Below are 25,136 nucleotides of genomic sequence, written 5' to 3' on the forward strand. Positions count from 1 at the left end.
TATATTCGCCCTCATGAGCCTCGACTTCTACAATCAGATAAAGAAACCGGATTGAGGCGACGCTGCGGATTATTCCGACGATCTGGATGGGATAAGATTTTCGCGACGACCGTTGTGATCGGTGTAACTGAAGGAAGCCGGGTCGCGCAGATTGTTCTCAACGCTGTTGTAAGCAGCTGGGTGGGGGGCAGCGAATCGGCCGTTTTGGCACTAGCGGGCCGTTGATTTAATCGAAATACGAATCGCATTGGTGAGCCGTGGGCCGTAAGGCACCGGGTAATGCGTGGAACCCGGCCGCTCACGCGTCACGGCTCACTAAATCAACAAGCGTGGATGGTTGCCGGCCAATACGAATCACCACCTTCTGGCGAAGGTAGCTACGAGAAAATGCTTCACAGCGTTGGCCCAAACGGCTAACGGGAATTCACCCAATGATTCCTGTCTATCTGCTTAGCTACCGTCGCGTACGCGGTGGACCACGTTCTGGCGAACGTCGCTACTTTTTTGACCTACGTCATTTCTCGAAATGACCTAATCCAGGAACGTCGTCACATCCGCTTTGGTTTTGCGAACGCCCTCGGCGTCACGATAGACCGTGAGCAGTGCCGACGGGTCGATCATCCGCCACGCAGGCATGCTGCCGAAGATGGTCGTCAGCAGAACACCGCCCCGAAGCGCCCACAACACGTAACCGACCGAAGCAAGTCCGGCACCGACTCCGAGTCCGCCGATCTCGCCGACTCCGAAAAAGGTCGAGTCCTCGGCCATCGCTGTGCCCTGATTGTTCCACTCGGTCCACTGGATCGCCTGAACCAAATCGACGACCAACAGTTGATCAAGCATCTGAGACATCTGCATGTTGCCCCGTCTCATGTGCATGTGCGAGGAACCGCCCCACGAAAAACCTTGTCTTTCAAAGCCGTGATCCAAATTTTCTTGATTGCTGTCCGCCATCTGGATTGTCGAATCGCGACTGACCGTAGAGGTGGCCTGTTTGGATTGTTCTTTCTCGTTGGATGAATCGTCGTTTTGATTCGGAGTGACGTTTGCAGGAACCAAGGGGACCGCACCCGTCGTCGATCCGCCATCGCTACTGTCTCCGTCGCCAGAGTCATCCCCGGACGTGCCTCCGCTGCCGCTCGTATCGCCGCTGGTATCGCCGGATCCACCGTCACCGGATCCACCATCACCGGATCCACTTCCGCCTGATCCTCCGCTGCCACTACCACCGCCACCGGCAATCACCGTGATCGTGACGGTCACGACGTTACTATCCAAACTGCCGTCGCTGGCGAGGTACGTAAACGTATCGCTGCCAAAGTAAGCACCGCTAGGTGTATAAACCAGACTTCCGTTGGCCGAGGTGCTGAGCACTCCGTGGCTAGGTCCCGATACCAGTCGCAACTGCAGCGGGTCGCCATCAACATCGCTGTCGTTGATCAACACACCCGGCGTCGCCAGCGTGAGTGTTTCTCCGGCGTTGATCGAGTAATTGTCGCCGATTGCCACGGGAGCTTCGTTGACATCGATCACTGCGATCGAGAAATTCGCGAAGCTGAACGAACCATCACTCGAGTCAGCTCGAACCGTAATCGTGTGATTGGTGGCAGTTTCGTAATCCACGGATCCAGAAACCGTTACAATTCCGCTGGCCGAATCGATCGCAAATCGACCTCCGGAGTCGTCAGATAACGAGTAGGTCACGCTGTTGGTTGAACCATCGGTGTCGACCGCCAATGCCGTAATACCCACGGTCGTTCCAAACGCCGCGTTTTCGTTGACTTGGTTCGGATTGCCATCGGTATCGGTAGCCGCGGAAACGTTGAATTCATTCACGTCGTTTAGGTAGACGGTAAACGTTTCGTCGTATGTGGCCCCGGCGTCGTCTTGCACACGCACCGTGATGTCGTGTTGTGTAGCGGCTTCGTAATCGAGTTGACTCGAATCAGCAACGCGAATGTTGCCCGATGCATCGATATTGAATCGGCCGCCTGCCGTATCGGTCAACGAATACAACGTCGTGTCGCTGGTGTCGATGTCGTCGGTCGAAATTGTCCCCACGATTTGTCCGTTGGCGAGACCTTCGTCGATCGTCATCCCCGTCGCGGTTAAATCATGTGGCGCGTCGTTTTGGCCCTGGATCGTGATGGTCACTTGCTCCGTGGACTCGGCTCCCGACGCATCGACCATCGTGTAAGTAAATACGTCTGTCAGCGTGTCCGAGGCGGTTCGCAATGCTTCCACCGCCGCGTTGCTGTTGTCGACAACGTAACTGTACGAACCATCCGAGTTGATCGTGATCGCACCGTAAGAACCTGAGACGTTTGTCCCGACCGAACCCGTAGCACTGGCCGCCGTTCCCGCAACCACACCGCTGACCGTCTTGGTTTCGCCGTTGCCCACGGAATCAGTATCGGTGTCGTTCGTGAGCACATTGCCGGTCGGATCGACTCCCGCGGTTCCATTGGCCACGCCGCCGGCTTCCACCGCAGTGGCAGTGTCCGTGTTCGCAATCGGAGTGTCGTTTTGACCTTGAATCGTCACGGTGATCTGAGTGGTCGAGGTCGTGCCCGCAGCGTCGGTCATTGTGTAGGTAAACACATCGTCCAGCGTATCGCCACTGTTTCGTAGTGCCTCAACTGCCGCGTTGTTGTTATCGACGGCGTAGCTGTACGATCCGTCACTACTGATCGTGATCGCACCGTAGGAACCCGCGACCGAAGACGCCACCGACCCGGATGCCGATCCCGTCACGCCAGCAGCCACGCCACTGACGGTTTTGGTTTCGCCGTTTCCGATCGAGTCGACGTCGGTGTCGTTCGTGAGCACGTTGCCCGTCGGGTCCGTACCCGCGGTGCCGTTGGCCAATCCGCCTGACTCCACCGCAATGGCGTTATCCACCATGGCCGTCGGCGTGTCGTTTTGGCCTTGGATCGTGACTGTGATCTGCGTGGTCGAAGTTGCACCCGCAGCGTCGGTCATTGTGTACGTAAACACATCGTCCAACGTGTCGCCACTATTGCGAAGTGCCTGAACCGTCGCGTTATTGTTGTCAACGATGTAGCTGTACGATCCGTCACTGTTGATCGTGATCGCACCATAAGAACCGGCGACTGACGATGCCACCGATCCCGAAGCGGATCCCGCGACCCCAGCGGCAACGCCGCTGACTGTTTTGGTTTCGCCGTTGCCAACCGAGTCAACATCGGTGTCGTTGGTCAATACATTGCCGGTTGGATTTGTACCTGCAGTCCCGTTTGCCAGCCCACCCGCTTCGACCGCGACCGCAGTATCAACGACTGCCGTTGGCGTGTCGTTTTGGCCTTGGATCGTGACGGTGATTTGCGTGGTGGAGGTCGCGCCCGCAGTGTCGGTCATCGTGTAGGTAAACACGTCGTCGAGCGTTTGCCCGCTATTGCGGAGTGCCTGTACGGTGGCGTTACTATTGTCGACGACGTAGGAATACGATCCGTCGGCATTGATCGTGATCGCACCGTAGGAACCTGCGACCGAAGACGCCACCAAACCCGATGCCGATCCTGTCACACCCGCAGCAACGCCACTGACCGTCTTGGTTTCGCCGTTTCCGACCGAGTCAACATCGGTGTCGTTCGTCAATACGTTACCCGTCGGATCAGTGCCCGAGGTTCCGTTGGCCAGTCCGCCCGACTCCACCGCAATGACGTTATCCACGACGGCCGTCGGCGTATCATTCTGGCCTTGGATCGTGACCGTGATCTGCGTGGTTGAAGTCGCACCCGCAGTATCGGTCATTGTGTAAGTAAAGACGTCGTCGAGCGTTTGCCCGCTGTTGCGAAGTGCTTGGACGGTCGCATTATTGTTATCAACAACGTAGCTGTACGATCCATCACTGTTGATCGTGATCGCACCGTACGAACCGGTAACTGACGAGGCTACCGATCCCGAGGCGGATCCGGTCACCCCAGCAGCAACGCCGCTGACCGATTTGGTTTCACCATTGCCAACCGAGTCGACATCGGTGTCGTTCGTTAAAACATTTCCGGTCGGGTTTGTACCCGAGGTGCCGTTAGCCAGCCCCCCTGCTTCAACCGCGACCGCATTATCGACCACGGCGGTAGGCGTGTCGTTTTGACCTTGTATGGTGACGGTGACTTGCGTGGTCGAGGTGACCCCATCCGTGTCGGTGATCGTGTAAGTAAATACATCGTCAAGCGTCTGGCCGCTGTTGCGAAGTGCTTGCACGTCGATATTCGAATTGTCGACCGCGTAAGCATACGAGCCATCCGAATTGATCGTGATCGCACCGTACGAACCGGTTAGCGAAGTCGCAACGGAACCCGATGCGGTTCCAGTAACGCCAACCGCAACCCCAGTGACGGTCATTGTTTCGCCATTGGCATCCGAATCAGGATCGAGGTCGTTCGTCAACACGTTGCCCGTCGGATCCGTGCCTGCGATGCCGTTGGCCAGGCCGCCTGATTCGACCGCGATCGGATTGTCCACGACGGCCGTCGGAGTGTCGTTTTGGCCTTGGATTGTGACGGTGATCTGAGTGGTCGAGGTTGCCCCGGCCGTATCGGTCATCGTGTAGGTAAACACATCGTCCAGCGTATCGCCGCTGTTGCGGAGTGCTTGGACGGTGGCGTTGTTATTGTCGACGATGTAACTGTATGATCCGTCACTGTTGATCGTGATCGCACCGTACGAACCGGCAACCGATGAGGCCACTGAACCTGATGCCGATCCCGTTACACCCGCAGCAACACCACTGACCGATTTGGTTTCGCCGTTACCAATCGAGTCGACATCGGTGTCGTTGGTTAAAACATTGCCGGTCGGATTTGTGCCAGCGGTTCCATTGGCGAGTCCGCCCGCTTCGACCGCTACCGCGTTATCCACGACGGCTGTCGGCGTATCGTTCTGGCCTTGGATCGTGACGGTGACTTGCGTTGTCGAGGTAACCCCGTCCGTGTCGGTCATGGTATAAGTAAACACATCGTCAAGCGTTTGGCCGCTATTGCGAAGGGCTTGCACGTCGACATTCGAATTGTCGACCAAGTAAGCATACGAGCCGTCCGAGTTGATCGTGATCGCACCGTACGAACCCGTCACCGAAGTGGCAACCGAACCCGATGCCGACCCAACAACGCCGACGGCGACTCCCGTGACCGTTTTCGTTTCGCCGTTGACAGCGGAATCAGGATCGAGGTCGTTGGTTAATACATTTCCCGTCGGATCCGTGCCTGCGGTACCATTAGCCAGTCCGCCCGCTTCGACCGCGATCGGGTTGTCTGCCACCGCGGTTGGCGCGTCGTTCTGGCCTTGAATTGTGACCGTGATTTGCGTGGTCGAGGTTGCCCCGGCCGTATCGGTCATCGTGTACGTGAACACGTCCTCCAGCGTTTGACCGCTGTTTCGAAGTGCTTGGACGGTTGCGTTATTGTTATCGACGACGTAGCTGTACGATCCATCGCTGTTGATCGTGATCGCACCGTAGGAACCGGCAACTGACGACGCGACCGAACCGGATGCCGATCCAGACACCCCGGCAGCAACGCCACTGACTGATTTGGTTTCGCCATTGCCAACCGAGTCGACATCGGTGTCATTCGTTAGCACGTTGCCGGTTGGATTTGTGCCAGCCGTTCCATTTGCAGTGCCGCCTGCTTCAACCGCAATCGCGTTATCAACGACCGCCGTCGGCGTATCGTTCTGGCCTTGGATCGTGACGGTGACTTGCGTGGTCGAGGCAACCCCGTCCGCGTCGGTCATCGTATAAGTAAACACGTCGTCAAGCGTTTGGCCGCTATTGCGAAGTGCTTGCACGTCGACATTCGAATTGTCGACCACGTAAGCGTATGAGCCGTCCGAGTTGATCGTGATCGCACCGTACGACCCGGTCACCGAAGTGGCAACCGAACCCGATGCCGACCCGGTAACGCCCACGGCGACCCCTGTGACCATTTTCGTTTCGCCGTTGCCAGCGGAATCAGGGTCGAGGTCATTCGTCAACACGTTGCCCGTTGGATCCGTGCCCGCAGTGCCATTGGCCAGTCCGCCTGATTCAACTGCGATCGGGTTGTCTGCTACGGCGGTTGGCGCGTCGTTCTGGCCTTGTATCGTGACGGTGATCTGCGTGGTCGAGGTCGCCCCGGCCGTATCGCTCATCGTGTAGGTAAAGACGTCGTCCAGTGTGTCACCGCTATTGCGAAGTGCCTGGACAGTGGCGTTATTGTTGTCAACAACGTAGCTGTACGATCCATCGCTGTTGATCGTGATCGCACCATAAGATCCGGCAACCGAAGACGCGACCGATCCCGAAGCCGATCCCGTTACCCCAGCGGCGACGCCACTGACAGTTTTTGTTTCGCCGTTACCCGCCGAGTCGACATCGGTATCGTTCGTCAAAACGTTGCCTGTTGGATTTGTGCCTGGGGTTCCATTGGCCGTGCCGCCTGCTTCGACAGCAACCGCGTTATCGACCACGGCTGTCGGCGTGTCGTTTTGGCCTTGAATGGTGACGGTGACCTGTGTGGTTGAGGCCACTCCGTCGGCGTCGGTCATCGTATAAGTAAACACGTCGTCAAGCGTTTGGCCGCTGTTTCGAAGTGCTTGCACGTCAACATTCGAATTGTCGACTGCGTAGGCGTACGAGCCGTCTGAGTTGATCGTGATCGCACCGTACGACCCGGTCACCGAGGCAGCGACGGAACCCGATGCCGACCCAACAACGCCGACGGCGACTCCTGTGACCGTTTTCGTTTCGCCGTTGGCAGCAGAATCAGGATCGAGATCGTTCGTTAGTACGTTGCCGGTGGGATCCGAGCCTGCGGTGCCGTTAGCCAAACCGCCCGCTTCAACCGCAATTGGATTATCCGCGACCGCGGTCGGCGCGTCGTTCTGGCCTTGAATCGTGACGGTGATCTGAGTGGTCGAGGTCGCCCCGGCCGTATCGGTCATCGTGTAGGTGAACACATCGTCCAGCGTTTGGCCGCTATTGCGAAGTGCCTGCACGGTCGCGTTATTATTATCAACAACGTAGCTGTACGATCCGTCACTGTTGATCGTGATCGCCCCGTACGAACCTGCAACCGAAGACGCCACCGATCCCGAAGCGGATCCCGCGACGCCAGCGGCAACGCCACTGACCGTTTTGGTTTCGCCGTTACCCGCCGAGTCGACATCGGTGTCGTTCGTTAGAACGTTGCCAGTCGGATCGGTGCCTGCAGTTCCATTGGCAGTGCCGCCTGCTTCGACCGCGACCGCGTTATCGACCACGGCGGTTGGTGTATCGTTTTGGCCCTGGATCGTGATCGTCACCTGCGTGGTTGCATCGGCGCCGGAGGCATCCACCACGGTGTAGGTGAACACGTCTTGTAGCGTGTCGCTGGCGGTTCGTAGGGCCTGGACGGCGGCATTGCTATTGTCAACGGCGTATGTATACGAGCCATCCGAATTGATTGTCACGGAACCATAAGATCCCGTCACCGCAGATCCGACGCTGCCGGATGCCGACGCTTGGACGCCCGCAGCAACGCCTGCCACGTTTTTTGTGTCTCCCGCGTCCACATCAGTATCATTGCTGAGCACATTGCCAGTCGGATCGGTGCCCGCAGTGCCGTTGGCCAGTCCGCCTGCTTCGACCGCGGTCGGAGTGTCGGCGGTCGCTACGGGGTTGTCGTTGCTGCCTTGGATGGTGACCGTGATTTCAGCTGTGCTGTCGAGTCCCGCTGTGTCTACCATCGTGTAAGTAAACACGTCGGTCAACGTGTTGCCCGAGGTTCGCAGGGCCTGAACGGTTGCGTTGTTATTGTCGACGACGTAGCTGTACGATCCGTCGGAATTAATGGTGATCTGGCCAAACGATCCCGACACTCCAGTAGCAACCGATCCCGACGCACTGACTTGTGAACCGGCCGCGACTCCGCTGACCGACTTTGTGTCGCCCGAGTCCAAGTCGGTATCGTTGGTGAGCACATTGCCGGTCGGATTGGTGCCCGCCGCAGCATTGCCGACACCGCCTGCTTCGACTGCTGTAGCGGTGTCATCGACCCCGATCGGTGCGTCGTTCGCCCCTTGGATGGTGACCGAAACCTGCGTTGTCGACGCAGATCCGCTGGCGTCGATCATCGTGTAAGTGAACACGTCGGTGAGCGTATCACTGCTGGTTCGCAGTGCTTGCACGGTGGCGTTGTTGTTATCGACCGTGTAGGTGTAGACGCCATTCGCTGCGATCGAGATCGAGCCGTAACTGCCTGTGACGGCGGATCCCACCGAACCGCTCGCGGATGCTTGCACTCCGGCAGCCACGCCGTCGACGGTTTTGGTATCGCCCGAGTCGACATCGGTATCGTTGGTCAAAACATTGCCGGTCGGATCGGTCCCCGCGGTACCGCCTGAATAGCCACCGGCCGAAACCGCAATGGGAGTGTCAACGACGGCAACGGGATCATCGTTCGCACCATGCAGCGTGATCGTGATCTGAGCGGTTGAATTCAGTCCCGCTGCGTCCGAAACCGTGTAGGAAAATACATCGGTGATCGTATCGCTGGCGGTTCGCAGTGCCTGAACCGTCGCGTTGTCATTATCGATGTTGTAGGTGTAACTACCGTCCGAGTTGATTGTGATCGCACCAAAGTTTCCGTTGATTGACGAACCAACCGAACCGCTGGTCGATCCCACGACTCCTTGAGCAGCCCCCGTGATCGACCAAGTATCGCCCGAGTCGACTTGGTCATCGTTGCTCAGCACGTTACCCGAGGGATCGGTACCCGCCGTGCCATTGGCGACGCCTCCCGCTTCGTACGCATGAGCGCTGTCGACCGTGGCAACCGGAGCGTCGTTGGCTCCTTGGATCGTGATCGTGACCTGCGTGGTCGACGTCGCGCCAGAGAGATCTTCGACCGTGTAGGTGAAAATGTCGGTTAGCGTGTCGCCGCTGTTGAGCAGGTCTTGGACGAGCGTGTTGCTGTTGTCGACGGTGTAGCTGTAGTTGCCGTTCGAAGCGATGTTGATCGAACCGAACAAACCGGCGACACTTGAACCGACCGATCCTGATGCCGATCCGGCGGTGCCTGCGGTCACACCGCTGACGACGATGCTGTCGCCTGCATCGCTATCGCTATCGTTAGCGAGCACATTGCCGGTTGGATTCGTCCCTGCGGTGCCGTTGGCAGTCCCGCCTGCTTCGACCGCGATCGCCGTATCGGCAACCACGTCGGGATTATCATTCGCACCACGAACCGAGACGGTGATTTGGGTGGTGGAGCTCAGTCCATCCGTATCCTCAAACGTATAAGTGAAAACATCTTCGAGACTTTCACCACTCGTTCGCAGGTTCTGTACCGCCGCATTGTCATTGTCAACGTTGTAGGTGTAGCTACCGTCCGAATTCAGAGTGATCGAGCCATACGAACCCGCGACAATCGAACCGACCGATCCGGCCGCGGAGCCCTGCACCCCTACCGCCACGCCCACCACGGTTTTGGTATCGCCGCTGTCAACGTCGGTATCATTGGTCAGTACGTTACCGCTAGGATCGGCACCCGCCGAACCATTGCCCGCACCGCCCGCTTCATACGCAGTGGCCGTATCCACGACCGCAACGGGAGCATCGTTGGCTCCTTGGATGGTAACAGTGACTTGCGCCGTGGATTCTAGCCCCGCGGTGTCGTGCATCGTGTAGGTGTAAACTTCTTGCAGCGTATCGGTCGCGGTCCGCAAAGCCTGGACCGCCGCGTTATTCTGATCGATTGTGTAGGTGTAGCTGCCGTCGCTGTTGATCACAATTTGGCCGTAGTTGCCCGTAACCGACGCACCGACTGACCCTGATGCGGAACCAACCGTGCCGAGCTCGACGCCGATCACCGATTTTGTATCGCCGGCGTCGACGTCGGTGTCGTTGCTGAGCACGTTGCCAGTGGCGTTACTGCCTGCGGTGCCGTTGGCGACGCCGCCCGCCTCGACAGCGATGGAGCTGTCGTCGGAGGTCACCGGCGCGTCATTCTGGCCATCGACCGTGATCGTTAGTTCCGTAGAGGAAACGTTCATGAACGCGTCCTCCATCGTGTACGTGAAGATATCGGTGACGTGATCGCCCGAGGTCAGCAACGCTTCGACTGCGGGGTTGCTATTGTCTAGCGTGTAAGAATAAGTACCATCGGTGTTGATCACGACCGTGCCGTAGCTGCCCGTCACCGACGTGCCCACATTACCGCTGGCCGAACCGGTCGAACCCGCAGCGACGCCCGTCACCGTCTTGCCGTTATTGGACGCGTCATTATCGAGTACGTTGCCCGAAGGATTCGAACCAGGGGTTGCGTTGTTGACTCCGCCAGCTTCTTCGGACGTGGCATGGTCAGCTTCGGCTACCGGTAGATCCGTCCGTCCATCAATGGTGATGACCAACTGAGTGGTCGACGCCAATCCGCCAGTATCCTGCATCGTGTAAGAAAACGTTTCGGAGAGCGAATCGCCGTCGTTAAGTGCTTCGACCGCAGCGTTGTCATTGTCCAGCGTGTAGGTGTAACTCCCGTTGGCATTGATCACCAACGAACCGTAGGTACCCACCACCGTGCTACCGACGTTGCCCGATGTTGATCCTTGAACGCCGGTTGCCACGCCGGTCACCGTCTTGGTGTCGCCAGCGTCGACGTCGGTGTCATTGGTGAGCACGTTGCCCGACGGATCGGTGCCCGAAATATTGTTCAATATCCCGCTGGCTTCGGTTGCTGTGGCGGCGTTGGCCACCGCATCCGGTGTATCATTGGCACCCGTGATCGTGACCGTAATTTCAGCTGTCGAGTCCGCACCGCTAGCGTCCTGCATTGTGTACGTGAAGACTTCCGAGAGCGATTGTCCCGATGTGCGCAGCGCCTGGACTGCGGAATTGTTGTTGTCGACCGTGTAGCTGTACGCACCATTGGCATCGATCTGAATCGAACCGTACGATCCGGCGACTCCTGTGGCGACCGATCCCGACGCCGAACTTTGGGAGCCAACGGCGACTCCGACGACCGTCTTGGTGTCTCCTGCGTCGACGTCGGTATCATTGCTCAGTACATTGCCGCTTGGATTTGTGCCTGCGGTGCCGTTGCTTGTACCGCCTGCTTCGACTGCGACCGCATTGTCATCGACCGCAATCGGATCGTCATTCTGGCCCTGGATCGTTACGGTGACTTGCGTGGTCGAGCTCGCACCGTCGGTATCCTGCATCGTATAGGTGAACACGTCTTGCAGCGTATCGGACGAAGTTCGCAGTGCCTGAACCGCCGCGTTGCTATTGTCGACGTTGTAGGTGTACGAGCCATTGGCATTGATCGTGATGCTGCCGTAGCTGCCCGCCAGCGCCGAAGCCACATTGCCGCTGGCCGATCCGGCGGTGCCGACCACGACGCCCGTGACGGTTTTCGTATCGCCCGAGTCGACATCGGTATCGTTGGTCAGAACGTTGCCGGTCGGATTCGTTCCAGCACTGGCGTTGCTATCACCACCCGCTTCGACGGCAACCACGTTGTCGGTGACCGCAACCGGAGCGTCGTTTTGTCCCTCAATCGTGATTACAATCTGAGTCGACGAATACGATCCGCCCGAGTCCTGGACCGTGTATGTAAAGGTGTCGGTGATCGTCTGACCGGACGTTCTCAGTGCCTGGACAATCGCATTGTTGTTGTCGACCGTGTAAGTGTAAGCACCATTGGCACCAATACTGATGTCGCCATAGGTTCCCGTCACTGAGGTGCCAACATTGCCGGCGGCCGAAGCCACCGTGCCCGCCGCGACGCCGGTCACATTAAGCGTATCGCCGGTGTCATATTCGATATCGTTGCTCAGTACGTTGCCCGACGGGTTGGAGCCCGCCGTTGCATTGGCAACACCGCCTGCTTCGGTAGCGGTGTTGGTATCCGCAACCGCGACCACGGCATCGTTGACGTCGGTGACCACGGTCGACGCGGTGGCAGACTCACTCGAATAGGCTGTCGTGCTGCCCCCAACGCCTGGATCGGCATACGATGGTGAGCCAAACGCCGAAGCGGATCCCGTAGTCGTATCCCAAGCAACAAAGTCGAAGGTTGCGGTTTCGCCGTTCAGCGAATCGGGCTGGTAGCGAATTTGTGTCGAGGCACTTAGCAGCAACGCATTGCTGCTGGTAATCCCACTGAACGACGTCCAATTGCTGCCATCGGTCGAATATTGCCAATTGCCGTTGCTGCTATCCGCAGTGACGGCGATTCCCTTAACCGCGCCGGTGTCGACGTCAGCCCATCCGGCCGACGCTAAGATCGAACTAACATCGGTCGGGGTGGAGGGGGTGTCTTCGTTGGTTCCTGGCAAACTGACGGTCGCGGAATCGGTGATCGTCGGCGCATCGTTAACCGCTGTCACGGTCACCTGGGCGGTACCGACATTGTCGCTATAAGCGGTTGACCCGCCGGTGGTCGTGGTATTGACCTTGGTACCTTCGGTTCCCGTGGTTTGATCCCAAGCAACGAATGACACCGACGATGTATCACTATTCATCGCGTCAGGGACATAACGCAAGTAATCGCTCGATCGCAGCAGCAACGACGTGCTCGTGGTGACCGTGCCGACATCCACCCAAGACGAGCCATCGAGCGAATATTGCCAAATTCCATTGCCGCCACTGATCGAACGAATCGCGATCCCTTCGCTCGGGCTGGTGTCAACATCGGTGATCCGGTTGCCCGACAGACTTGCAATGATCGAAGCGACCGTGTTACCGGAGTTGTTGGTCTGGTCTTCGGTAATATCCGTCAGCGTGAATGTTTCCGAGTTATCGAGCTCTGGTGCATCGTTGACCGCGGTGATGTCGACGTTTACCGAACCCAGATTGATATCGGTGCCGCCCCCCGACCCAGTGTTGCCATTGTCGTTGACCTTGACCGTGATCGTATCTGCGTCGTCCCCGTTCAAGTTCGCGGTCGAGTGCAAGTATTGGATGTTGCTGGCTGTGTCGAGGTAGGTGTTTAGATCCGCGAGCGTCCCGGTCAGCGTCAGGATTCCGCTCCCGCTGCCGCCGATCGTGACACCGCCACCACTGCTGGCCGACAAGTTGCCGCCGGTCGCAGTGGTCAATGTGACGGTCAAATTGCCGCCGCCATGATCGACATCATTCAAATTGATCTGCGACAGATCGACGTTGCCGCTGACGTCTTCGGTCATCGCGATATCGCTCGGCAATCCGCCGGGATTCGTTGGGTCGTCGTTGGTCGCCGTGATGTTGATCGTCTGACTCGCCGAATCCTCTTCGCTGCTTCCGTCCGCGGTCAGTCCCGGATCGGCACCAGTGTTGCCACCATCGTTCACAGTGACCGTGATCGTGGTCGATGCACTCGGGGTGTCACTGCTGTTTAAGTACGTGATCGTGCCTGTGCTGATACCGGTCAGCAAGTTATCAATCTGGCTAAGAGTGCCGGTGATCGTGACCGTTCCGCTGCCATTGCCGCCGCTGATCGAAACGCCTGAGTCGCCTGCGGCAACCGTGATCGCTCCTTCGCCGACATTGATCGTGGCTGTCATCGTACCGCTGGCCGCATCGACATCGGTGACGGTAAATCCAGTACCATGAATCGCCAATCCGACTTGTTCAGTCGCTGACAAAGCACCGCCCGGTCCATTGACCACCGGCGTATCGTTGACGGGCGTAATATCGATTTGAACCGTGTCGACGTCTTGTTGGGCGCCTCCGGTACCGGTGTTGCCTCCGTCATTCGTGGTGACGGATAACGTATCGGCCCCGGTTCCGACCACATTTGCGTTGCCAGTGTAAGACAACGACGCCAACGTTGCATTGATATCCGTCACGGTGCCTTGGATCGTCAAATCACCGCTGCCGTTGGTCCCGGCACTGATCGTGGCGCTGCCCGACAGCGTGATGTTCAAGACCCCAGCGGTGACCTGCAGTCGCGTGGTCAAATTGCTGCTGGCTGCATCGACATCGCTGATCGACACGCCGCTGATCGCGGTGGCCGTTTCTTCGGCGACCGTCTGTGTTCCAGGTACCGAGTTTGTCGGTGCATCGTTGGTGGCGGTGATGTTGATCGTCTGATTCGCCGAACCTTCTTCGCTGCTCCCGTCCGCGGTCAGTCCGGGATCGGCACCGGTGTTGCCGCCATCGTTGACGGTGACCGTGATCGTGGTCGATGCACTCGGGGTGTCGCTGCTGTTTAAATACGTGATCGTGCCGGTGCTGATACCGGTCAGCAAGTTATCAAGCTGGCTAAGTGTGCCGGTGATCGTGACGGTCCCAGTACCATTGCCACTGCTGATCGAAACGCCCGAGTCGCCGGCCGCAACCGTGATCGCCCCTTCGCCGACATTGATCGTCGCAGTCATTGTACCGCTGGCCGCATCGACATCAGTGACGGTGAACCCCGTTCCTTCAATCGCCAATCCGACTTGCTCGGTCGCCGCTAGAGCACTGCCGGGTGCATTGACCACGGGGGCGTCATTGACGGCACCCACGGCGATCGAACTACTCGCTAATGCTGAATCAAGTCCGTTTGCGTCCTGCAGGACAAAATCGAAACTGCGAGTGCCAGCAACGACATTGTTGTCTTGATTCTCGTATTGAATTGATCGAATCAAATTCTGAAGATCCGCCGCAGCCATGGTGCCGCCACCATTCCGGGTCACTATAAAACCCGAAGCGTCCGAATCGATGCTGAATGTGGTGGATCCCACCGTGACAAGTTTGTTCTTTATTTCGGTCGCCTTGAACTCGATCCCACCAAATCGAATGCGTTCCTCGGTTCCATTGGAAGCGCCTGACAACGTAATCGTCAGCGAATTGTAAGTCGAGTTATCAATGTCGCTAATCGTTGCATCACTGTCAGTGACACCGATCAGTGGATCGCCTTCATTGACGCTAATGGAATAATTGTTGCCAGCCCCATCGCTTCCATTCAAATCAACGACAGGGGCATCATTGACGGGGTCGACGGTCACATTGGCAACCGTCGTGCTGCCACCAAGTCCGGTGTCATTGTTGGATGTCGACGACTGGATCGTAAAGTTGCCAGTGCCGTTGAAATCGGCGTCAGGAGTGAACTTCAGCCCGGCCGTGCCTTCGGCCACAGTAATGAACGAACCGTTGGTGATCTGTGTCACGCCGTCGTTCTTGTACAGCGTGCCGCTGGTGATTCCGGTGATCTTGTAATAGGTCACCTCCGCACCATCAGCCGCATTTCGCGTGATCACCAATCCACTGCTGGATTGGGTGTCTTCATCGGTGGTTGCGTTCGTCACCGAAGGAGTGTCCGCGACGGGATTGATCGTCAGACTCGCCGTATCAGAGTCGGCGGAAAAGGCGGACGTGCCGCCTCCTGCACTGCTGTATTGGATCTGAACATCGTCGAACCGCATTGTCGTCTGGCCCGATCCCGATGATGTGACGATGATTCGAATGCGTGTGTTTGACGCCATATAGGCGCTAATGTCGTAGGATTTTGTGCCGGTTCCGGTGTTGGTGGAACTATCAAAAGTTGTCAGCGTTGTGTAGCTGCCTCCACCATTGTTAGAAATTTGGACGGCGACTTGTTTTGACGAGCCGAAGGTGTTGTCGTATGCGAAAGTCAACGTGGCCGACTGCGCTGCGCTTAGATCTGCTTCTCGATAAAGTGAGTTGTTTGCAGCCGATCCGTTCAGTTGTAATTCAGTGCCCTGTACTTTGATGCTTCCGCTGGTGGGGCCGTTGCTTTCACCGTCTTCGATCCAGTTGCTTGCCCATAATTCCGTGCCGTTGTTGTTCGAATAGGATTCGCTACTAAACGTATCCAAAAGCGTGTTCACTGCAGTAACCGCGGCCAACCCGCCATTAACGCCGTTGGTCTGATCCCAGGCATGGAAAGTGATTGCGTTGGCAAGGGTGCCAAAATAGTCCGCATTAGGCTGGAAATAGAGTCGTGTGCTGGCGTCCGCCGCAAGCAACCTCGCATTGGCATCGCTTACCGCTCCGAGTGCATTCCATGTGGTTCCATTATCGATGGAGTAGAACCAGGTGCCATTAGTCGTGTCGGCCGCTGTAATAGCGACGCCCAAACCAGCACCGCTGTCGGCATCGGTGACGTTGTCGACTTGTCCTGATGGACTGGCGAAGTCAACCAGCGACGAAACCAGCGAGCCTACGATTCCCGATGGTGCGCCCGCGTCTTCGTTGGTCGCGGTCAATACAGGAGTTTTGCTGTTATCCAAGACGGGGGCCGCATTGACATTCGAGACCGTGATACTAGCTGTCTCGCTCGCAGTGCTGAAGGCCGTTTCGTCTCCACCCGTCGATGCATTGACTTTTGTGCCGGCCGTACCGCTGGTTTGATCCCAGGCATGGAAATCAAAGCTGGCTGTTGTGCCAGTTGTACCATTAGGAACAAACCGCACGTAATCGTTAGACCTCAGCAACAGTGCCGACGTGTTCGACACGGTGCCAATCGTTGTCCAAGTGGCTCCACCATTAATCGAATATTGCCAGGTACCGTTTCCGCTGGCAAGTGTCGTAATCGCGATCCCTTCCGCGGCTCCGCTATCGGCGTCAGTGATTCGATCGCCACCCGCACTGATGAGGATCGTCGATACCTCGGCCCCTCCGTTGTTTGTTTGTATCTTGGTAATTGTTGGCAGCGTCATCGTGCCCGAGTTATCGAGTTCCGGAGCGTCATTGACTGCCGTAATATCGACGTTGACCGTACCCAGATTGATATCCGTACCACCTCCGCTGCCGGAATTGCCGTTGTCGTTAACTTTGACCACGATCGTGTCGACGTTGTCGCCGCTTAAATTCGCGGTTGTGTGCAGGTACTTGATGTTGCTGGCGGTATCAATGTAGGCGTTCAGATTTGCCAGGGTCCCCGTCAATGTCAGCGTACCGCTGCCACTGCCGAGTACCGTCACTCCGCCGCCGGTTGTCGCCGTTAAGTTTCCACCCGTTGACGTGGTTAAAGTCACCGTCAGATTACCGCCATTATGATCGACATCACTGAAGTTCATCTGCGACAGATCGACGTTGCTGCTGACGTCTTCGGTGACCGCGATATCAGTTGGCAATCCGCCTGGGTTGGTCGGATCGTCATTGACGGCGTTGACGGTGATCGTCACCGTTTCGGTTGTGGTGTTCGTTCCATCGGAAGCGTCCACGGTGAAAACGACTTGGTAATCACCCACTTGTTCCAGAGCGGTGAAAGTCGGCTTTTCAGCATTCGCGTCGCTCAGCGTGACGGCGGGACCAGAGGTTTGAGTCCACGTGTAAGTCAACGCACTGTTTTCAGGATCAAACGCCGAGACCTGTAAAGTAACAAGATCGTCTTCGTTGACCGTTTGATCGCCAAGATTCGAAAATCCGCTGCCGTTGATTACGTTCGCCGCAGTCATCCCGCCCATCGTTCCGTGGTGACCATTGCCGCTGTCATCGATCACACCGCCCGCACCCGTGGTGGCTCCGGTAAACGAGTACGAAGCGACCAGTCCCGTCTGGGGCCCCGATAATTCATTGAACATGTCCGCACGAACCGCGGTCTCGCTTCGCCCGCCGTTCCAAATACGAACCTGGTCAATCTGGCCATCAAACTTGTAGGCAACGTTGTTCCCCCAGCCCGAAATCAGGGCGGTGGAGGTCGCGACCGCGTTCCCATTGCTCGGCGTGCCTAAAAGCTGAGAGAGCGTTTGTTCGACACCATCAATGATTAAGCGACTGCCAGTAACGTCGCCGTTGCGGAAAACGGCCGATACGTGGTGCCAACCTGTCGCTAATCCAGCACTACTCATTCCATAAAGATCACCGTTGGCAGTATTGAATCCAAAGTTGCCACCATTGAGCCACAGGTCGTAGTTCCCGAATCCAAACGGCATCACGTTATCGACGCCGTCCCAGTTCATCCAGAACTCGACCGTCACATCGGTTCCCGACGCGGTGTTGACTGGCAATCCCGATAACGTGATCGTATCGTCAACGCCTTCGAAATCGATCACTTGATTGCCGGAATCGTCCACGTCCGAGACCGCTACAATCGTCGGAGCGTCGTCGATGCCGTTGACCGTGATTGTTACAGTCGCGGTGTCAGTGCCTCCGTTGCCATCGCTAACTTGGTAAGTGAATGTATCTGTCGCTGTTTCTCCAGATGCCAGATAGTCAAAAGCGCCGTTGGGGTTATAGATGAACGCCCCCAGCGATCCAACCGTCAAGTTTGCACCGGACGAAAGCGTGAAGATTGTACCTATATTCGCACCACTGCCGTTGACCTGGGCGACGGTCAGCGTGTCGCCGTCACCGTCGATGTCGTTGCGAACAAAGCCACTGGCGGCGCTAATGTTGATTTGCGTGTCTTGGTCGGTTGTGTAGCCGGTCCAAGTAGGGCCGCCGATCAGCGTGCCTTTGAGCGAATTGCCAGTCAAGTCGTTGGCGTCGACCCCCGCACCTTCATTGAAATTCCAGTAGCCCGCCAGTCCTGTTTCGCCGCCGGTTAGGGTCGTATCAAGATTATTCTGGATTTCCGTTTGCGTGCGCACCGTGCTCCAAAGACGCACGTCGTCAATTTCACCAGCGAAGTATTGCCCCGCAGGTCCGTTCTCACGACTGCCTACGCGTAGGTCATTCTTGGTCGGATGTGCATCACCAATGTCACCCGAACCATTGTAGGTCTCGACAACATGGCCGTTGACGTAGGTATTGATTGTCCCATTATCATAAGTGACTGAGATGTGCGCCCACTCGTTCAATTGCAAGACATAGCCAGTGTCATGCCAGCTCCAGCCCGGAGTGGTGTTGGCGAAGGCCCACATTAAGCTGCCGGTCGAAGTGATCCCGATTTCATATTCACCTTCCTTGTTCAATATGACGTTGGACAGGGCAGGATACGCCGTCGGACGAGCCCACACTTCCATCGTCATCGTGTTGGTGAAGACGAGATCCGTATCACTTCCCAAGCTGACGTAATCATCGACGCCATCGAATGAAAGCCCGTGATGGTCGTCCACTGCGATCGGCGAGTCCGCGACCGCAGCAACCGAGACGAGCTTTTGTGACGTGTTGCTGGTGCCACCGTCGCCATCGGCCACGACAAAGTCGATCGTCCGCGCGGTGGTTGTTGGATTATCCGAGACATTGAAATAGCCGACTTGTCGCCCTACCTCTTGCGCGATTCCTGGCGTGCTGTTGGCGTTAAACGAAATCAGCAAAGGCGATGTTCCGATGCCGCCGCTGACGCTGCCGACCAACACAGCACTGTGGTAAACGTTGTTCCCCACCATCGTGATGTTGCCGCCTGGAACAATCGTCAAGCGATCATTCGCTGAACCGTTCGCCGAGATGGTGACGCTCAACGAGCCCCCGTCGAAATCCCCGAGATCCGCGTCCGTGATAGTCAGTGCCGAATCAATCACGGTCGAGTTTGCATCTTCGGTATAAGCAGTGGTGCCCCCGGACGCGGTGGTCACGGGCGCATCATTGAGCGAATTGACCGTAATCGTTACGGTGGCGACATTGGAATCCAGAGTGCCATCGGTCGTCTTGTAAGTAAACGTATCCGTGCCGCTGAAATTGGTATCGGGCGTGTAGCTGAACGATCCATCGGCGTTGATGCTGAGGGTTCCGTTGCTTGGCCCCGTGACCACGCCAGTGTTAACACTCAGCGTGGCGCTGTCGATGTCCGAATCGTTCTGCAACACGCCGGAGTGCGCGATGTTTTGTACTTCGGCCTCGGAGAGTGCAGTGTCGTAGATGCGGACGTCATCGATTTGGCCGCTGAAATAACGCGAGTTCGCTCCCGGTTTACCGATTTGTAGCGCACCCCAATTAGAGCGGTCGTTTTGCGTGCCTGTGTCCGTCCCCTCTAGCACTCCGTCGACATACAGCGACGCACTATAGGTTCCACCGCCCAAATCGGTCACGATGACGGCGACATTATGAAACTGAGTCGTGTCGGTGAAGTCCGAGGACGAAACGATCATGATCGCGTCGGCTCCGTTGGCCGGCACGTCGTAGCCCATGAAGAACACAATCTTATTGGCTTCGTTGTAGTTTCCGATCGTCAGCCCCATCTCGGATTCCGCGGTGGTACCCGGAGCGGAACCGTAACCGTTGCCGCCGCTGTATCCTTGCCACAAAATATGCTGCTGCCCGGACGTCGTGGTCGTCTGGAACCAAGTCGACAGCGTGAAGCTGGTCGCAGTTTTCAAGACCGTGCTGGAGGTGGCGACATAGTCGCTCGTGCCATCGAACGAGAGTGCACCGGCGCCGAGATGTCCGGTCGTCCAAGTCGGGTCGTCGGTGTTGACGCTGGCGTCGGCTCCCAAGGTAGCGTCGTTTCCGAGTGAACCCGAGTCGGCAGTGGTCTGGTTGCTACCACCCTCGTTCATTTCCCAGTGGTTCACCAGATTGCCGGTGGCCGGACCGACCACCAATGTGGTGTCTTCGTCTACCGAATACGAATCATCCACTGCGACTGGAGCGTCGTTGACGGCATTGACTGTGATGGCGAGCGATTGTGTCAACGTATCGACGCCGCCGTTTGCGGTGCCGCCGCTGTCTTGCACGGTCCAGGTCAAGTTGCCGCTGCCGTAGGCGTCCGCAACGGTTTTGTACTTCAAACCTTGCAGTTCGGACAGCGTCAGCGTCGCGTTGTTGTTGACCTGAGTCGTGCCATCGGCACGCCACAGCGTGATGTGCGACGGAATGTTGGTGATCGTGTAGGTCAGCGTCTGACCCGACTCGTCGCTGCCGCCGCCGGGACCGTAGCTCAGCCCACTCATTCCCAGTGAGACGGCGGTCGAGTTCGTGCTGTCTTCGCCAACGTTAATCGACGAAGGCGTTCCACCGCTGGACACCGGCGCATCGTTGACTGCGTTGATCGTCAAGTTGGCGGTGTCGGTGGCGAGCGAAAAGGCGGTAGTGCCACCGCCGGGCCGATCATAGGTGACTTGGACGTTGTCTACCGAAAACGAATTGTTGCCTGCGCCTGTTTCTCCTGAGACAATGAAGAAGCGAACTCTCGTATTGACTGCCATCTCGGAACTGATATCGAAGCTCTTCGTACCGCTGCCTGTATTGGTGCTGGAATTAAACACCCCTCCAGCCAAAGTGGAGTAGGTTGCTCCTCCATCATTGGATACTTGAGCGTGTACTGTCGCAGTTGCTCCCAGTCCACTGGTGTATGAAAAGGAGAACGTCGCATTCAATGCACCAGAGAGGTTGACCTCGCGATAGATGTTGTCGTTAGCATTTGCCACCTGCATGCTGAGCTTGCCACCGGAGACACGAAAACGCCCATCCGATGCACCCCCTCCGGCACTGTCCGATTCGACCCAGTTCGTACTCCACGACTCCGAACCATTGTTGTTGCTGTACAGCGTGCTGGAAAACGTGTCCATCACATTGTAGGACACCAGCGTTATAGGCGATGTGCCCCCGTTGTTACCGTTGGTTTGATCCCACGCCCGAAAGGTGATGGCGTCGGCGATCGTGCCGTTGTAGTTGGCGCTGGGTTGGAAATAGAGCCGGGTATTGGCATCGGCGGCTAGCAGTCGTGCGTTTGTGTCACTGACGGCGCCCAACGCGTTCCAACTGCTGCCCCCATCGGTGCTGTAGTACCAGCTGCCGTTGGTGGTGTTGGCCGCCGTGATCGCGATCCCCAGTGCGGCACCAAAGTTGGAATCGGTGACGTTGTCAACTTGACCCGACGGAGACGCAAAATCGACCAGCGACGAGATCAATGATCCGACGGTTCCGGAAGGCGGACCGCCATCTTCACTTTGCGCAGTCAGTACGGGGCTTTTGCCACTGTTTAAAACTGGCGCGTTGTTGGTTGCGGTAATGTTGGCCGCGAATTCGGACGTTTCGTTGGTCGTCAAATCGGTCGCAGTCGCCGAGACCTTTTCACCGGTGGCGATTAAGCCGTCCAGATAGTGACCAATGGCGGCGTCGCCGGTCGCATTGGTTGTAACTTCGATCGAGTCAATGAATCGCTTCCCTTCGCCATAGCCGCTGGCGTCGGCGCTGGTGCTAGCGAAAAACTCGATGCGAAACGTGCGACTGGGAGTCGATTTGAGCGAACCAAACACGGCAGGCGTGGGGCCCGCGGTGATCGACGAGAGCACGGGAAAGTTCTGCAGGTTGTTCGCGCCCGTGTCTTGGTCGGGGGTGTCGGAAAAATCACCGTCATTGGTCGTGACACCATTGTCACCCAAATCAATTCCCAAGCCTGCATGCGAGTGAATCGAATTGCCGAGGATCGCAATGCCTGTGCTGGTTCCCTGTAATAGGATGCCGTCGCCACCGCCGAACGCGATAATGTTCCCTTCATTCACTGCATCGGTACCTCCGATCGTCGCGCCGGTTGCATTGAGAATGCGAATGCTGCCCTCGCCGGTCGAGACCTTGGTGTTACCGAGGTCCAGTGTGCCAGTCACGTCGGTGCCGAGGTAATTCCCCTGCACTACCGTGCCCGATCCTTCGATATAGATGGCCGTTGCTCCATTGGCTGAGATGATATTGCGAGCCGTCGCGGTAGAGCCTCCGATTGTGTTGTTGGACGTATTCACCATCACGCTGACGCCATCGTCGCCGTTACCAATCGCAGCCGTTCCCGTGCCGTTGGTGCCGATGTAGTTGCCTTGAACGATCGTTCCTGAGGCGGTGCCATCGATTCGAATCCCGTCGACCGCATTTCCGGAGATGACGTTGCCGTCGCCCGCGGACGTTCCTCCGATGATAGTGTTGGAACCGTAGACCAAGATGCCGTTGGCAGTGTTCGCCTCGCTTACCCCAGCGTCACTGCCAGTCGACGTCAATCTGCCAATGTAGTTTCCAACAATCGTATTGCCATCGGACCCTGCCTGGATCTCAATCCCGTCGCCACTGAAGTCACGGATACCGAAGCCACGAATCGTGCTTCCGTCCGCCGAGCTTGTCAGGACCACTCCGTCACCAGTGAAGCTATTGTTGCCATCCAGAATGATCGCAGGCCGATTGCCGTTGGCCGCGAAGCTGTCGTCGGTCGTCGCGTCAATGTTTACGGCATCGGTGATTGTTAGTGACGAGCCGAGGTTGATGGTATGCACCCCGGTACCCGAGATCGCAAAGTTGATTTGATCCGCAGTACCCCCGTCGTTCTGCGTGTTGTTGGCAGCCATGATGGCTTCACGCAACGAAATCAATCCATCGGCCCCTTTGTTAGCCAACAACGCGTCGATGGATGTTGTGTCTCCATCCCACGTGTCGTTTGCGGTTGTCACGGTGATGGTGTGTGCGGTCGATGCCTGCGTACCAGGTTGAATGTATTGAACGCTTAACTTGGGCGTGGTCGTTCCCTCGGACGAACTCATGTCCCAACCGTCCGATGTATTGGTGAGGATGCCCCATCCGTAATTGGCGGCCCCGCTTGCCCAGGCTTGAACGGTTGACTTGAGGTTCGTAAATGTCGAGGCGCCAGAGCTCAGATTCGTTAAAGATGCATCCGCAATCGATGCCATCTCGGTACCATTGGCCGATAACCCTGAACTGAGCGAATTCCATGTGGCAGTCGACTCATCCCAGCTCGTCAGCATCTTGTACAGACTAATGGTGCCCGACGTGTTGCCTGTGGTTTGCACCGTCAAACTTGCTGAGACGATTTGCACACCATAGGGAATCTGTCCACCCCCGGTACCAAAGATGTCGTTGAACCGGATCATTCCTTGAGATTCGGTGCTGCCTCCGGAATTATCTAAATCGATGGCGATCGTGGTGTTGTTGCCATAATTTGTACCCGATGATTGTTGCCTTAGTTCTGTGTCGTGAGTCCCTGTATAGCCATTCACTCCCTGTTGGATATCAATGGTTGTGGTAGCAAGCACGTGACGCCAGCTTTCTTGACCATAGGCGCCAACGAAAACTTCTGTGGTGATTTCGCCTATCTTGTATTCGAGGTCCCAGTCGCCGCCAAGCGATTCGCTGCCGGTCGCGTCGTCACTGGCCGCGACATCACAGTCACATACCGCTGCGATCTGCTGGATCAGTTCACGACCCGACTCGGTACTCGCTAGATCACAGCCGTAAATCAAAATGTCAGCATCGGCATCGAGCGATAGACCCCAGCGTGCGATATCGCTCACATAGGTTTGGCTCGTTTGCACATCAAGCCGAGTCGCTCCCAATTGAATGCTCTCGCCATCGCCATGGCTGAGTAAATGGATCGCGTCCACACCAGTGAGCGACGCCATCGTTTCGCTGATCTGTTGGATGCCATCTCGGGCTGCGTCGAGTCGAATGATCAACCACTGCGTTTGGTCTTCCGCACTATCGCGGAGATTCGCTAATAAGGTGTCAGCATCTTCGACACGCGAATCAACAAACACAACTTCAATCGGACTGGCGGGATCGAAGGCGGGTGCATCAATAATTGTATGAGTCGACTCGGTTCCGCTGGTGTCATCAATCTCACTTGCCTGCGGCGCATTGAGTGTCGTCGGATCGATAACTTCGCCATCGGGGGCATCGAGTTGTTGCAATAACGCAGCCGCTAGATCTAGATCGACGTCGCTTAACCCCTCGCTTGCATCAAGACCGTCGCCACTGAGAAGGATACGGTCTTCTAACGGATAGAAATCAAATTCGCGAGGCATGAGATTGGGCCAGTTTGCTCAATGAGTTGCGTTAGACGATGGGGAGAATAGTCCTGAGGCACCCAAGCTGCTCACGCAATACCCACTCATGCCCCAATGCAGTCATCGGTCTATTCGGTATCCACACTCATTTCTGTTTGAAAATATGACGATTGCGTTGCCGGTACCGATTACGAGGTGGCTGCTGTTTGGGATACGTTTCCCTTGGAAAATTCCGGAAGAGGGGGGCACCATTTGTACGGGTGGCTCTTTGCATCCACGCAGTGCGGAAACCCGCAAATCCCCATTAAAAGTATGCGTTCGTATTCAGTCACATGCCTTCGTAATTCTCCGAATCACCCATGAAGATAGACGGCATATTGCAGTTGGGGCGAGTTTGACGATTACGTCGTGTTTTCGGGCCGCAACGGTTAACCGATTGCAACGATGAAGACGCCGCATTTTTCGCGATAGTCATCACGACCTGACCCTCGGTCCGTCCGATACAACGCTTACGGCATCTGTACGCAGGTTCCGCTTTACCCCATTTCCACACCGTAGGTGCATAC

General features: G+C 56.9%; 1 protein-coding gene. It reads right to left on the bottom strand.

The window, feature by feature from the left end:
* Window positions 1-531 precede the first annotated feature (531 nt).
* Window positions 532-24,588 (bottom strand): VCBS domain-containing protein, encoded by a 24,057-nt coding sequence (locus SH528x_RS12655; protein WP_442510880.1) that lies wholly within the window; start codon window positions 24,586-24,588, stop codon window positions 532-534.
* Window positions 24,589-25,136 lie beyond the last annotated feature (548 nt).

Source organism: Novipirellula methanifontis (assembly GCF_052161655.1).
Lineage (GTDB): Bacteria > Planctomycetota > Planctomycetia > Pirellulales > Pirellulaceae > Novipirellula.

Bases quoted from the DNA above. Each gene is read 5' to 3' on its own strand.
- SH528x_RS12655 (WP_442510880.1), bottom strand. From the start codon at position 24,588: ATGCCTCGCGAATTTGATTTCTATCCGTTAGAAGACCGTATCCTTCTC.